Here is a 13,078-nt window from a genome sequence, read left to right as displayed (position 1 = left end):
GATGGTACTGCACTCGACAGGGTGTGGGAGAGTAGGACACCGCCGGAACATCATTCGCGAGAGCCCCCGACTTCGGTCGGGGGCTTTCGTCGTTTGTGACGAGATACACACGGCGAAATGGTTTCGCAGCAATCTCGCAGGGAATAGCCAATGTAAGTAGATCACCGGCAGCGATCATGAAAGTAAACGGATATTGTCGGTGGGACGGACAAGCCGAGAAACACGGAGGTGCTCATGGTCGTGGCGACGACAACGGCCGACCGGGCGCTCAGTGATCCCGGTATACCGAGCCGGTCTCGTTCGTGGCCGCGATTGCCCGCGACGGCCGGCTATCTCGCTGCGCTCGTCATCGTCACGTCGATTTTTTCGGTGCTGAGCGATTCGGCCCGGTCGAAGATGGTGCTGCACGCGAGCACCAACCTCCACAATCTGCTGAACGGGCACGTCGGCACCCTCTTTTCGAGCGCCCTGGTGATCGGTGATGTGAATGCGGCCTGGGCCATCATTCCCTTGCTCGGCTGCCTGCTCGCCCTTGCCGAGTTGCGCTTCGGCGCGGTGCACGTGGTGCGCGTCTTCCTGGCCGGGCACGTCGGGGCCACGCTGCTCGTCGCGGCAGGGCTCTGGATCGCCATCGACGTCGGCTGGGTGCCCGCGAGCATCCGCTGGGCGGAAGATGTCGGCGTCAGCTACGGGGCAATGGCACTGATCGGCGCCCTCGTCGTGGCGGTCCCGCACCGCTGGCGGATCGCCTGGGCCACCACCTGGTTCATGATCGCCTCAGAGGGCGTCCTGATCGAGCGGACCTTCACCAGCGTCGGTCATCTACTGTCGTGCTGCATCGGCACGGCCGTGGGATTCGGCATGATTCGGGCCAATGCGACATCCACTCGCAGGCTCACCAGGGTCGAATCGGCTCTGCTCGCTGTGAGCGTGCTGCTCGCAGCCATCATGCTCATGGGCTGACCGGCGGCGCGCTGGGCTGGCGGCAGCGGAGAGCGGACACTCGCCTACAGTGCTTGGGTGCGCCTAGTGATTGCTCGCTGTCAGGTCGACTATGTGGGGCGACTCACCGCCCATCTCGCAATGGCCCGCCGGTTGCTGCTGATGAAAGCGGACGGTTCGGTTCTCGTGCATTCCGACGGCGGCTCGTATAAGCCGCTGAACTGGATGAGCCCGCCGTGCTGGCTGGAAGAACGCAGCGGTGACGAGTTGCCCGACGGCGCGAAGGCGCTGTGGGTCGTCACCAATAAGGCGGGGGAAGAATTGCGGATAACTATCGAGGACATCGAGCACGACTCCTCGCACGAGCTCGGCGTCGATCCTGGACTGGTGAAAGACGGTGTGGAGGCGCATCTGCAGGAGTTGCTCGCCGAGCACGTGCAGACGCTCGGTCCCGGCTATACGCTCATCCGCCGCGAGTACATGACGGCCATCGGGCCAGTGGATCTGCTGTGCCGGGATGCCGACGGCGCCACCGTGGCGGTGGAGATCAAACGTCGCGGCGAGATCGACGGTGTCGAACAGCTCACCCGATACCTCGAATTGCTCAATCGTGACCCGCTGCTCGCCCCGGTCGCGGGGGTCTACGCGGCGCAGCAGATCAAGCCGCAGGCCCGTACGCTCGCCGAGGACCGCGGAATCCGATGCCTGATCCTCGATTACAACGCCCTACGCGGCACCGAGAGCAACGAATTCCGCCTCTTCTGAGTTCGATAGCCGACTGGTGTCTCCGATCGATCCAGATGGCGACACAGAGTGCGTTCGGTCGAGGCTTAGGCTTGGTGGATGCCGCGTCGGAAGCCTCGTACCGACCGTCGAGCGGGTCCTCCTGCGGGCGGTGGGCTCGGCGACGTCTTCGGAAGTACCGAGCCGGGACCGGACAGTGATGACCTCTACACCGTCCGGACCATCCCGGGCAGTCGGGCAATCAAGACATATCGCTGTCCGGGCTGTGATCACGAAATCGCCCCCGGCGTAGCCCATATCGTCGCCTGGCCCGCCTATGGTGGTGAGGACGATCGCAGGCACTGGCATCGGGGTTGCTGGAACGGCCGTCAGACGCGCAGGATAACCCGTCGTTGGTCGTGAATGCCTGTGCGGCCGAACATGCTTGCCCACAGACACCGGATCGATCGATACCGCCCGAATACGCGCAGTGGGGAGAATTAGGAAGGCCGCCCCGGTCGGGGCGGCCTTCAGTGTGAATTTCGGTGGGTACCGCGTGTCGCCGCGTGGCCCGACGTCAGTGCGTGATGTCGGCGTTCTCGCGCTCTTCGTCGACGATGTCGTCGTCCTCGGTGGAGACCTCGGGGATCGCCTTGGCGCGTGAGCCCGTGACCGACTTGGTGTTGCCGCCGATCGACTTGCGCTGGTCCGGAACTCCGTCCAGCAGTTCGCTTTCCCGGTTGACCGCAGCAAGCATGGCGGGCACCGAGTCGAGCTGGCCGCGGATGCCGAGCAGCTGGGCGAGCACCCGGCCACGCAGCACGCGCATCTCCTCGGCCAGTTCCTTCGCGTGCGCGATCTTGCGCTCGGAGGTCTGGGTGGCGGAGGTGATCAGACGGTTGGACTCGTCGGTCGCGTCCTTGATCCGCTGTGCGGCCTCGGCGCGGCTGGTGGCCTCGAGCTCCTCCATGGCGCGGGTGAGCTTGGTACGACGCTCGGCCATGGTGACCTCGAAGTCCTGCTGGGTCGCCTTGCGCTTGGCGTCGGCTTCCTTGCCGAGGCGGTCGGCCTCGGCCTGAGCGGCTTCGATGATCTTGGCGGACTCGGTACGCGCGTTGGCCAGGGTCTGCTCGAACTCGATCTCGAGTGCTTCGCGCTTTTCCTTGGTCTCGGCAAGCAACGACTCGTACTTGCCACGCATTTCGGTGGCTTGCTGCTCCGCGATCGACACCATTTCCGCAGCCTCGGCCTGCGCCAGGGCGCGGACTTCGGAGGCCTCGTCGGAGGCCAGTCGGAGCATGCGGGAGATGCGGTCGGACATGCCTTCCGCGGTGGTCGGCGGAACCGAGAGGCGGTCGACCTCCTTGCGGAGCTCGTCGATCTCGTCCCGCGCGTCCTCCAGCTGGCTCGCGAGGTTACGGGCTTGTGCCGCAGCAGCATCCCGGTCAGTGGCGGTGACTCTCAGCTCTGCATCGAAGCGGTCGAAGTAGTTGCGTACCTCGTCTTGCGCATAGCCCTTGCGCACAACGGTGAAAGGGAGCGCAACGAAGCGATTGCGATCGGACTCAGGTGACGACATGGCCAACAAACTACAGCCTAGCGAGACATCATGGTGACTCGACCGCGAATGTGATTCTGAAGAGATTTTCGGGCCCGATCTTGATACTAGTGCGTAACATTCGCGTTGGGTTCGACCAACTCGATCAGCACACCGCCAGCATCCTTCGGGTGGATGAAATTGATGCGGGAATCGGCGGTTCCGTGCCGCGGCGCCTCGTACAGCAAACGCAGACCTCGCTCACGCAGATAGGTCGACACCGCATCGATGTCGGTGACACGGTAGGCGAGTTGCTGCAGGCCCGGTCCGCTGCGGTCGATGAACTTCGCGATGGTCGAGTCGTCATTCAGCGGCGCCAGCAACTGCAGGGCAGTCGCGCTGTCCGGTGCGCCGGGCAGCGACAGCATCGCCTCGTGCACGCCTTGGCTCTCGTTGACCTCGCGATGGGTCTCGATCATGCCGAGATTGTCGGCATACCAGGCAATCGCGACGTCGAGATCGGGCACTGCGATGCCGACGTGATCGACGGCGATGACGTAGTCGCCGGGAATGAAGCTCGAAGGATCCATAACGTTGCTCACCACTCGAACGTAGCGTCTGCCCGACACGGCCGGAGCGAGACCATCGATAGTTCTGTGCTCGGCCGAGCACACTGCCCGGTCGGTGCGGTTGGACGGCATGCCGATACCGGCGAAAGCACCGCCTGGTGAGACACCGCCGGACGGCGTCGGTTGGTCGCCCCGCGCTCGGTCGAGCGTGGGCGAAGCCACCGCCTACCTGGCAGGGGTCGACTCGGACGGACAAGCTACCGTTGAGTACGAGACGTGACGCCACGCCCGGGCGCGGCCGTTGGCGATCCAAGAATGCTGCTGTGAGGAAAAGAGGGCTCGTCGTGACCACTTCCGTGATCATCTCCGGTGCGCGTACCCCGGTCGGCCGGCTGCTCGGAGGGCTGAAGGACTTCAGCGGGTCCGACCTGGGCGGCTTCGCGATCAAGGCGGCACTGGAGAAGGGTGGCGTCGCGCCGGAGCAGGTCGACTACGTGATCATGGGCCAGGTGCTCACCGCGGGCACGGGCCAGATCCCGGCGCGGCAGGCGGCGGTGGCCGGCGGCATTCCGATGGACGTGCCCGCGCTGACCCTGAACAAGGTGTGCCTGTCGGGCATCAACGCGATCGCGCTTGCCGACCAGCTGATCAGGGCGGGCGAGTACGAGATCGTCGTCGCCGGTGGCCAGGAGTCGATGAGTCAGGCGCCGCACTTGCTCGAAAAGAGCAGGGAGGGCTTCAAATACGGTGATGTGGCGCTGCGCGATCACATGGCCTACGACGGCCTCTACGACATCTTCACCGACCAGCCCATGGGTGCGCTGACCGAACAGCGCAACGACACCGAGCCGATCAGCCGCGCGGACCAGGACGTGTTCGCTGCCGCCTCGCACCAGCGTGCCGCGGCGGCGTGGAAGAACGGGCTTTTCGACGCGGAGGTCGTTCCGGTCGCGGTGCCGCAGCGCAAGGGTGACCCGGTGCTGGTCTCCGTGGATGAGGGCATTCGCGCGGACACCACCGCGGAGTCGCTTGCCAAGCTGCGTCCGGCCTTCCGCAAGGACGGCACCATCACCGCGGGCACCGCCTCGCAGATCTCCGACGGTGCGGCCGCCGTCGTGGTGATGAGCAAGGCCAAGGCCGAGTCGCTCGGGCTGAGCTGGATCGCCGAGATCGGCGCCGCAGGCGTGGTGGCGGGTCCCGACTCGACATTGCAGGACCAGCCTGCCAATGCGATCGCCAAGGCTTGTGCGCGCGAAGGTATTTCGCCCGCGGAGCTGGATCTGGTCGAGATCAACGAGGCCTTCGCGGCGGTGGGCATCGCCTCGACCCGCAAGCTCGGTATCGACCCGGAGAAGGTCAACGTCAACGGTGGTGCGATCGCGATCGGTCACCCGCTCGGCATGTCCGGCGCGCGGATCTTGCTGCACTTGGCGCTGGAGCTGAAGCGCCGTGGTGGTGGCATCGGCGCTGCCGCGCTGTGCGGTGGCGGCGGTCAGGGTGACGCCCTGATCATCAAGGTTTAGCGGACCGATACCGGATGTGGTGTGTTGATCAGGCGCTCGCCCTGATCAACACGCCTGCGGCGGCGATGGCGAAGCGCAGGTTTGTCAGGCAGGCGAGCACATCCCACAGCAGCGTCATTTTCGCGCGCTGCACGCGGACCTGGTGCCTGCGGATCCGATCCGCGGGCGGGTTCTCGATCCGGTAATCGCGAAGTCGGGCATGGTCCGCACCGCCATGGTGTGACGGGTTCAACTACGGACCGTCGTAGCAGTCCGGCACAATGGTGGCCATGGGCAATTTCTTCGACCTGAGCACCGTGGCCAAACGCTTCCGCTTCATCGCCGTGCTGGAGGCGATCTCCTGGGCTTTCCTGATCGTCGGCATGGTGTTCAAGCGCCTCCCTGAGCCGGTCCTGTGGCCGGTGAAGGTGTTCGGGATGACGCACGGCATCATCTTCGTGCTGTTCGTGATCGCGACGATCGTCGCGGCTCGTGAGCTGGGTTGGACCGTCAAGACCTCGGTGCTTGCGCTGCTGTCGAGCATTCCGCCGTTCTGCACGGTCCTTTTCGAGGTGTGGGCGGTGCGCACAGGTCAGCTGGGTGAGCTGAGCAACACGGCGTCGGTCGAGTCCGGGGCTCCCGCATCCGTCACGCCGTGACAAACTGGAAACCGTGACTCGACCAGCTGCCCGCCGTCCTTCGCCCGCCGTCGCCGCCGCTATGTCCGGTGCGGTCGATCTGTCCAGCCTGAAGCAACCCCCTGCCGGTGCGGCCGGTGCGCCAGGTGGCGACTACGCGGTGAACGAGACGGATTTCGAGACGAAGGTGTTGCGCCGCTCGATCGCGGTGCCGGTGGTAGTCGCGCTGTACTCGCAGCGCAGCCCCGGCAGCGTCGAGTTGGTCAAACTGCTCGAGCGGCTTGTCGTCGAAGACGGCGGCACCTGGGCTTTGGCCACCGTCGAGGCCGAGGCCAACATGCGGATCGCGCAGGCCTTCGGAGTGCAGGGCATTCCGACGGTGATCGCGGTCGCCGGCGGCCAGCCGCTCGCGGACTTCCAAGGCGCACAGCCGCAACCGCAGGTTCGGCAGTGGCTGAACGCGGTCATCGACGCGGTGGCCGGCAAGCTCGGCGCCGAGCCCGCCGAAGGGCAGCCCGCCGAGGATCCCCGTTTCGCTGCCGCGGAGACGGCGCTGGACCAGGGTGACATGGCAGGTGCGGAGGCCGCCTACGAGGCCATCATCGCCGCAGAGCCGAACAACGAAGAGGCCAAGAGCGCGCTGCGTCAGCTGCGGTTCCTCGGTCGTGCCCAGAACATTTCGCCCTCGGCGATCGCGACCGCGGATTCCGACCCGGCCGATGTCGGCGCCGCGCTCGACGCCGCCGACCTCGAACTGTTCAACCAGCAGCCCGAGGCGGCATTCGATCGGCTGATCGCGCTGATCAAGCGGACCGTCGGTGATGAGAGGACACAGGTTCGCACCCACCTGCTGGAACTGTTCGAGCTTTTCGATCCGGCCGATCCGGCCGTTGTCGCTTCCCGCAGGAAGCTGGCCGCCGCGCTGTACTGAGCGTGCCCTCGGCCGGGTGCGCTCAGGCCAGCGCCTCGACTTTGCTCACATCGAACTCGACGTACTCGACGATCGCACCGCCCGGGTGCCGCACCGTCAGATTGCGCCCGGTCGGGACGTCGTTGGGTCCGTCGAGTGTCTGCCCGCCCTCCCGCTCGACCACCGCGAGGACTTCCTCGAGAGTGTCGACGATGGTGGTGGCCTGCACATTGCGGTAGGGAGCCAGGCTCTCCGGGGTGCCGGCGACCAGGAGGAAGTCGCCGATTCCGGCCAGCTCCACCTCGCGATAGGCGAAGCGCAGATTTGGCTGCGCGCCGGTCAGTGCGGTGAAGGTGGGCAGGGCGGTGTCGAGATCATCGACGTAGATGCGGGCGAAGGTGTTGCGAACTGCCATGACGCATTCCATTCATTTCGATAATTGCCGAAGTATCGAAATGATCGTATAGGTCGCGGCGCCGTTCCGCTCGCCCGATGGCGTCGGCTATTCCGGCGCGAGCCAGACCGCGCTGTTGGGGGCCAGGGCGACGGTGGCCGACGCGGGCCTGCCGTGCCATGGGTCGTCGATCGCGGTCACGGCGCCGAGGTTGCCGATGCCGGAGCCGCCGTAGGCGATGGCGTCGGTATTGACGATTTCGCGCCAGCGGCCGGTGGCGGGCAGGCCGACGCGGTACTCGCTGTGCACCGAACCGGAGAAGTTGTAGATGCAGGCGACCATCGTGCCGTCGGAGCCGTAGCGCAGGAAGGCCAGGACGTTGTTGGCGCGGTCGTCGGCCTCGATCCAGGAGTACCCGCCGGGAGCGGTGTCCTGTGTCCAGAACGCGGGGTGTGCGCGATAGACCGCATTGAGGTCGCGCACGGCGGCGGTGATGCCGAGGTGCAGCGGATTGTCCAGCTCGTGCCAGTCCAGGCCGCGATCGTGCGACCATTCACGAAACTGGCCGAAATCCTGTCCCATGAACAGCAATTGCTTACCGGGGTGGGCCCACATATAGGCCAGCAGGGCGCGTACGCCCGCGGCCTTGGCGAAATCGTCGCCGGGCATCCTGGTCCACAGGGTGCCCTTGCCGTGCACGACCTCGTCGTGACTGATCGGCAGCACGTAGTTCTCGCTCCACGCGTACATCAGTGAGAAGGTGATCTCGTTGTGGTGCCAGGAGCGGTGGATCGGATCGCGGCCGAGGAATCCGAGGGTGTCGTGCATCCAACCCATGTTCCACTTCATGGTGAAACCCAGGCCGCCTACATCGGTGCCCTTGGTCACTCCGGGCCAACTCGTCGATTCCTCGGCAATGGTGACGACGCCGGGGTGATACCGGTGCACGGTGTTGTTCAGGTCCTGGAGGAAATCGACGGCCTCGAGGTTCTCCCTGCCGCCGTGCACATTCGGCTCCCACCCTCCTTCGGGGCGTGAGTAGTCCAGATACAGCATCGAGGCCACCGCGTCGACGCGCAGGCCGTCGATGTGGAACTCCTCGATCCAGTACCTGGCATTGGCGACGAGGAAGTTACGGACCTCGTTGCGGCCGAAGTCGAAAACGTAAGTGCCCCAGTCGAGTTGCTCGCCGCGACGCGGATCGGGGTGTTCGTAGAGGGGGGTGCCGTCGAAGCGCGCCAGGGCCCATTCGTCGCGTGGGAAGTGCGCGGGTACCCAGTCCAGCAGCACGCCGATCCCCGCGGCGTGCAGGCGATCCACGAAGGCGCGGAAGTCGTCGGGAGAGCCGAAGCGGGAGGTGGGCGCGTAGTAGGAGGTGACCTGGTATCCCCAGGAACCGCCGAACGGGTGCTCGGCGATCGGCAGCAGCTCGATGTGGGTGAATCCGGCCGTGTGCACGTAAGCGGCCAGTTGGTCGGCCAATTCGCGGTACCCGAGACCGGGACGCCAGGACCCGAGATGGACTTCGTAGACGCTCATCGGCGCGCGTGTCGGATTGTTGCGTGTGCGGGCGGCGACCCAATCATGGTCGGACCATGCGTAATTGCTCTCGGTGACGACCGACGCGGTGGCAGGGGGGAGTTCCGTCGCGAACGCCAGTGGATCGGCGTGGTCCACCGTCCGGCCGTCCGCACCGTGTACCCGGAACTTGTATTTGACACCGACACCGACACCGGGCACGAATACTTCCCAGACCCCGGAGGAGCCGAGCGTGCGCATCGGTGTGGTGTTGCCGCTCCAGCTGTCGAAATCACCGATCACGGTGACGCCGCGGGCATTCGGCGCCCAGACCGCGAACGAGGTGCCGCTCACCTCGCCGTCGAGAGTGGTGTAACGGCGCGGATGCGCGCCGAGCACATCCCACAGGTGTTCGTGGCGGCCTTCACCGATGAGATGGAGATCGAGCTCGCCGACGGTGGGTAGGAACCGGTAGCCATCGGCGGTGATGATCTGCTGGCCGCCCGGATAGGTGGTCACGAGGCGATAGTCCATGACATCGGGGTAGGGCAGCACTGCGGCGAATATCCCGTGCCCCAATGGCTTCAGCGGATGGTCGGCACTCCCGACGCGTGCCGACACCGTCTCCGCGTGCGGTCGCAGTGCCCGGATGACCGTGCCGTCGCGGTGTGGGTGCGCGCCGAGCACGGTGTGCGGATCGGTGTGGGTCCCTGCCGCGAGCAGCATCAGGTCGCGGCGTTTCACCACCGTGGCCTCGCTCATCGGAAGGTCCTGCGATAGGCGAGTTCGGCGCGAACCGGCTGCGGTACCGGCGGCAGCGCCAGGATGTGGGCAACCGAGTTGGCTGGATCCAGCCGCACGTAATTCGTTTGCGCCCAGTGGTATTCCTCGCCGCTGACCTCGTCGTAGACGACCGGATGGTCGTGCCATTCGTGTCCGATCGCGGGCAGGTCGAGCGAAATCATGCCCTGCTCGGCGCCGAAGGGGTTGAGGTTCACCACGATCAGCACGGCGTCGCCGCTGATCGGATCGATCTTCGAGTAGGCGATCAGCGCGTCGTTGTCGACGTGATGGAAATGCACGCAGCGCAGCTGCTGGAGGGCGGGGTGTGCGCGCCGGATCTCGTTGAGCCGAGTGATCCACGGCTCCAACGATTCTCCGCGTGCGAGCGCCTCGGCGAACGGGCGTGGGCGCAGTTCGTACTTCTCGGAATCCAGGTACTCCTCGCTGCCCGGCCGCACCGCCTGGTGCTCGAACAATTCGAATCCGGAGTAGATGCCCCAGGTGGGCGCCAAGGTCGCAGCGAGGACCGCGCGAACGGCGAACATGCCCGGTCCGCCGTGCTGGAGGCTCTCGTGCAGGATGTCGGGGGTGTTGGTGAACAGGTTCGGTCGGGCTTCGTCCGCTTTCGCGGCCAGCTCCGTGCCGAATTCGGCCAGCTCCCATTTGGCGATGCGCCACGTGAAATACGTGTAGGACTGGCTGAATCCGCGTCTCGCGAGGCCGTAGAGCCGCGCCGGCCTGGTGAACGCTTCGGAGAGGAAGATCACATCGGGATCGGTGCGGCGCACCTGCGCGATCAACCATTCCCAGAAGTCGGCAGGCTTGGTGTGTGGGTTGTCGACACGGAAGATCTTGACGCCCGCGTTGATCCAGTGCCGCACCACACGCAGGACTTCCGCGTACAGCCCGTCGGGATCGTTGTCGAAGTTGACCGGGTAGATGTCCTGGTACTTCTTCGGCGGATTCTCGGCGAAGGCGATGGTGCCGTCGGGCAGCGTGGTGAACCACTCCGGATGCGCCTGGACCCAGGGATGATCGGGTGCACATTGCAGGGCCAGATCGAGGGCTACTTCGAGGCCGAGTTCGGAAGCGTTGCTGAGGAACTCGGTGAAATCGGCTTCGGTGCCCAGTGCCGGATGGATCGCGTCGTGCCCGCCGTCCTTCGACCCGATCGCCCACGGCGAGCCGACATCGTCCGGCTCTGCGGTGAGCGCGTTGTTGCGGCCTTTGCGGTTGATCTCGCCGATCGGATGGATCGGCGGCAGATAGATGACGTCGAACCCCATGCCCGCGATCCGCGACAATTCCTTCGCCGCCGTGGCGAAGGTGCCGTGGATCGGGTTACCCGCGGCGTCCCGGCCGCCGGTCGAGCGCGGGAAGAACTCGTACCACGAGCCGTACAGTGCGCGTTGACGTTCCACCTGCACGGTGTGCTGCGCGCCGCGGGTGACCATGTCCCGCAACGGCGTTGTGCGCAGGATCTCGGAGACCTCCGCGCCGAAAGCCGGCGCGACCCGTGCGGGCAACTGTTCGTCACCGCGCAGGGCGGTCGCGGCTGCGCGGAGGCGCTCGAATTGTTTCTTCGGCACCCCCTGAGCTGCGCGCTCGAACAGTCGCGCACCGAACTCGAGATCGTTGGCCAGATCCACAGCGCTCTGCCCGACGGCCAGCTTCGCCTCGACCGCCGCGCGCCAGGTGGCGATCGGATCGCTCCAGCCCTCGATGCGGTAGGTCCACGCGCCGGGCAGGTTAGGGACGAATGTCGCGTTGAACACGTCGGGCTCGAAATCCGGCGTCATCCGAATCCTGGTGATCCGCGACGAGCCGGGAGCGCGCACCGCCAGCGTCGCGGCCACCGCGTCGTGCCCCTCACGCCAGACCACGGTGCGCACCGGAAAGACCTCGCCGACCACGGCCTTGGCCGGTCGGCCGCCCGCGATGGACGGGGCAGTGTCATCGATAGCGATGCGGCCGGTCACGGGACCAACCGTACCGTTACCTCCTGCCGAGATGTTGCTCAGCGCGCGTCGGCGGCGAGGCCGAGGCCGAGTGCGACCAACAGGGCACCGAGCGCCCGCTCGATCCGCTGTCGGATCCCGGCTCTGCGCAGCCAGGCCCCGGCGCGGTCGGCGGCCACCACGACGCCGACGCACCAGGCGGTGTCGATGACGAGCTGGATCATGGCCAGGGCCAGCACGGTCGGCAGCACCGGTCCGTCGGCGGGCAGAAATTGCGGGAGGATCGTCAGCCCGAAGACCGCGGCCTTCGGGTTGGCGGCGATCGAGATCAGCGATGCGCGGAAGGCCGCGGCGGGTGTGCGTCCGGTGGGCAGCATTTGTGTCATCGTGGCGCCGAACTCGTCATCGCCGCGCGCCCCACGCCAGGCTTGCACGCCGAGCCAGATCAACACCACGCCACCGACGATATGCACCACGGTATTCATGAATCGGTTCGCGACCAGCAGCACCGACAGGCCCGCCCCGCCGGCCAGCGTCCACCCGAGCACCCCGATCTCGTTGCCCGCCACCGCCGCCAGCCCCGCTGCGCGTCCGTCGCGCACCGCGCGTTGCAGGAACAGCGCCGTTGCCGGGCCGGGCAGCGCGGCAAGAATGAGGCAGGCCAAGAGAAATTGGGGGAGGACATCGACCCAGTGCGGCATCCGCCGATGCTGTCACGAGCCTGCGTGGTCGGCCACTGGATTTCGGGTGCGGAAGAACTGTCGTGATCCCAGCGGCGGCACCGCACTGCTCGCGCCGGTAGCCCTCGGGTTCGCAACTTGCCCTCCCGCATCGAGCCGGCCTTACCCAACGCGGCTTCGGCGGGTGCCGGGGTCGTGTTCGGCGATTCGATGGTGGGTACCGGCTGCGCAGGCCCGAGCCGGTCATGAGGCAGGGATCTCGTGCGGGAAGCCGAGCACCCCGGCTATCGACGGATGGTGCCGTCACGGGTGGTCACGGCTTCCGGTGCGCATCGCTTCGAGTAGTCGGTGCAATGCCGCGGTCGTATCCGCCAAGGCGCGGGGGTCGTCGGTGCTCGCCAGCCACAGCGCCGCTTCGTTCATGGCACCGGAGAGCAGGTGAGTGAGGGGTTCTATCGGCTGTGGTGTGAGCACGCCGTTGTCGATGAGCATGGCCAGTGCTTCGGCGAGGTGCCGGGCGGAGGTGGCCTCGTCCAGCGCGCGCCACTGGTGCCAGCCGAGCACTGCGGGGCCGTCGATCAGCATGATGCGCTGGATCTCCGGGCCGGTGCAGGTGGTCAGGAAGGTCTCGCAGCCGACCATCAGCTGCGTCCAGGGATCGGTGTGGGCGGCCGCGGCCGCGGCCACCCGGTCGCCGACCTCGCGCTGTAGCTGTTCGAGCACCGCGCGGAACAGTTCGGCCTTGCTTGCGAAGTTGTGGTACAGCGCGCCTTTGGTCACCCCGGTGGCCGCCACGATTTCCGACAGGCCAACGGCGCCATAGCCTTTCGCCGCGAACAAGCGCCGGCTCTCACGCAGCAGCGCGCTGCGCGTCACTTCGCGCTGTTGGGTCCGCGTGGTGCTCGGCATCGCTGTCCTCTCGTT

Annotated in this window: 14 protein-coding genes; 6 read left to right on the top strand and 8 right to left on the bottom strand. The window is 66.3% G+C overall.

Annotated elements, in window-relative coordinates:
- Positions 1-234 precede the first annotated feature (234 nt).
- The 3 genes from AB0M74_RS29840 to AB0M74_RS29830 all read left to right on the top strand — a co-directional run bounded on the left by AB0M74_RS29840 (position 235) and on the right by AB0M74_RS29830 (position 2,088).
- Entirely contained in the window at positions 235-963 is a 729-nt protein-coding gene (locus tag AB0M74_RS29840; RefSeq protein WP_366529626.1) for a rhomboid-like protein, read from the top strand.
- A gap of 57 nt (positions 964-1,020) precedes the next feature.
- Positions 1,021-1,707: an endonuclease NucS gene (gene nucS / locus AB0M74_RS29835; RefSeq protein ID WP_366529625.1), complete on the top strand. Its 687-nt coding sequence runs from the start codon at positions 1,021-1,023 to the stop codon at positions 1,705-1,707.
- Positions 1,708-1,785: 78 nt separating this feature from the next.
- Positions 1,786-2,088 (top strand): ATP/GTP-binding protein, encoded by a 303-nt coding sequence (locus AB0M74_RS29830; protein ID WP_366529624.1) that lies wholly within the window; start codon positions 1,786-1,788, stop codon positions 2,086-2,088.
- Positions 2,089-2,242: 154 nt separating this feature from the next.
- Here AB0M74_RS29830 and AB0M74_RS29825 read toward each other — a convergent pair whose 3' ends face one another.
- Both AB0M74_RS29825 and mce read right to left on the bottom strand, forming a co-directional pair.
- Positions 2,243-3,244, bottom strand: coding sequence for a hypothetical protein (locus AB0M74_RS29825; RefSeq protein WP_366529623.1), 1,002 nt, complete (start codon positions 3,242-3,244; stop codon positions 2,243-2,245).
- Positions 3,245-3,330: 86 nt separating this feature from the next.
- Positions 3,331-3,792 carry a methylmalonyl-CoA epimerase gene (gene mce, locus AB0M74_RS29820; RefSeq protein ID WP_366529629.1) on the bottom strand — a complete coding sequence of 154 codons (462 nt, stop codon included), beginning with the start codon at positions 3,790-3,792 and terminating at the stop codon, positions 3,331-3,333.
- A 323-nt stretch (positions 3,793-4,115) separates the two neighbouring features.
- On the opposite strand from mce, the gene AB0M74_RS29815 reads away from it, so the two are divergent.
- Entirely contained in the window at positions 4,116-5,294 is a 1,179-nt protein-coding gene (locus AB0M74_RS29815; RefSeq protein WP_366529622.1) for an acetyl-CoA C-acetyltransferase, read from the top strand.
- A 28-nt stretch (positions 5,295-5,322) separates the two neighbouring features.
- Here AB0M74_RS29815 and AB0M74_RS29810 read toward each other — a convergent pair whose 3' ends face one another.
- Positions 5,323-5,526 (bottom strand): hypothetical protein, encoded by a 204-nt coding sequence (locus tag AB0M74_RS29810; protein ID WP_366529621.1) that lies wholly within the window; start codon positions 5,524-5,526, stop codon positions 5,323-5,325.
- Positions 5,527-5,554: 28 nt separating this feature from the next.
- On the opposite strand from AB0M74_RS29810, the gene AB0M74_RS29805 reads away from it, so the two are divergent.
- Entirely contained in the window at positions 5,555-5,932 is a 378-nt protein-coding gene (locus AB0M74_RS29805; protein ID WP_366529620.1) for a DUF3817 domain-containing protein, read from the top strand.
- Between the two features lie 61 nt (positions 5,933-5,993).
- Positions 5,994-6,842, top strand: a complete 849-nt coding sequence (locus tag AB0M74_RS29800) for a tetratricopeptide repeat protein (RefSeq protein WP_366529628.1) — start codon at positions 5,994-5,996, stop codon at positions 6,840-6,842.
- A 22-nt stretch (positions 6,843-6,864) separates the two neighbouring features.
- Here AB0M74_RS29800 and AB0M74_RS29795 read toward each other — a convergent pair whose 3' ends face one another.
- The 5 genes from AB0M74_RS29795 to AB0M74_RS29775 form a co-directional block, all read right to left on the bottom strand.
- Complete coding sequence (locus tag AB0M74_RS29795; RefSeq protein WP_366529619.1) at positions 6,865-7,236, bottom strand: VOC family protein; 372 nt, start codon at positions 7,234-7,236, stop codon at positions 6,865-6,867.
- A gap of 87 nt (positions 7,237-7,323) precedes the next feature.
- Positions 7,324-9,495 carry a 1,4-alpha-glucan branching protein GlgB gene (glgB, locus tag AB0M74_RS29790; protein WP_366529618.1) on the bottom strand — a complete coding sequence of 724 codons (2,172 nt, stop codon included), beginning with the start codon at positions 9,493-9,495 and terminating at the stop codon, positions 7,324-7,326.
- Entirely contained in the window at positions 9,492-11,495 is a 2,004-nt protein-coding gene (locus AB0M74_RS29785; protein ID WP_366529617.1) for an alpha-1,4-glucan--maltose-1-phosphate maltosyltransferase, read from the bottom strand. The genes glgB and AB0M74_RS29785 overlap by 4 nt, the downstream gene beginning before the upstream one ends.
- A 38-nt stretch (positions 11,496-11,533) precedes the next feature.
- Positions 11,534-12,175 carry a LysE family translocator gene (locus AB0M74_RS29780; RefSeq protein ID WP_366529616.1) on the bottom strand — a complete coding sequence of 214 codons (642 nt, stop codon included), beginning with the start codon at positions 12,173-12,175 and terminating at the stop codon, positions 11,534-11,536.
- Between the two features lie 282 nt (positions 12,176-12,457).
- Positions 12,458-13,063, bottom strand: a complete 606-nt coding sequence (locus AB0M74_RS29775) for a TetR/AcrR family transcriptional regulator (RefSeq protein ID WP_366529615.1) — start codon at positions 13,061-13,063, stop codon at positions 12,458-12,460.
- Between the last annotated feature and the right edge of the window lie 15 nt (positions 13,064-13,078).

Source organism: Nocardia sp. NPDC051463 (genome assembly GCF_040681975.1).
In the GTDB taxonomy this organism is placed as follows: Bacteria; Actinomycetota; Actinomycetes; order Mycobacteriales; family Mycobacteriaceae; genus Nocardia.
Note: the sequence above shows the minus strand (reverse complement) of the source record. Positions and strands in the feature narration are given on the sequence as shown.

Excerpts from the sequence above, each read along its gene's own strand:
- mce (WP_366529629.1), bottom strand. The coding sequence starts at position 3,792 with ATGGATCCTTCGAGCTTCATTCCCGGCGACTACGTCATCGCCGTCGAT.
- AB0M74_RS29830 (WP_366529624.1), top strand. The coding sequence starts at position 1,786 with ATGCCGCGTCGGAAGCCTCGTACCGACCGTCGAGCGGGTCCTCCTGCG.
- AB0M74_RS29800 (WP_366529628.1), top strand. The coding sequence starts at position 5,994 with ATGTCCGGTGCGGTCGATCTGTCCAGCCTGAAGCAACCCCCTGCCGGT.
- AB0M74_RS29840 (WP_366529626.1), top strand. The coding sequence starts at position 235 with ATGGTCGTGGCGACGACAACGGCCGACCGGGCGCTCAGTGATCCCGGT.
- AB0M74_RS29775 (WP_366529615.1), bottom strand. The coding sequence starts at position 13,063 with ATGCCGAGCACCACGCGGACCCAACAGCGCGAAGTGACGCGCAGCGCG.
- AB0M74_RS29795 (WP_366529619.1), bottom strand. The coding sequence starts at position 7,236 with ATGGCAGTTCGCAACACCTTCGCCCGCATCTACGTCGATGATCTCGAC.
- glgB (WP_366529618.1), bottom strand. The coding sequence starts at position 9,495 with ATGAGCGAGGCCACGGTGGTGAAACGCCGCGACCTGATGCTGCTCGCG.
- AB0M74_RS29825 (WP_366529623.1), bottom strand. The coding sequence starts at position 3,244 with ATGTCGTCACCTGAGTCCGATCGCAATCGCTTCGTTGCGCTCCCTTTC.
- AB0M74_RS29780 (WP_366529616.1), bottom strand. The coding sequence starts at position 12,175 with ATGCCGCACTGGGTCGATGTCCTCCCCCAATTTCTCTTGGCCTGCCTC.
- AB0M74_RS29805 (WP_366529620.1), top strand. The coding sequence starts at position 5,555 with ATGGTGGCCATGGGCAATTTCTTCGACCTGAGCACCGTGGCCAAACGC.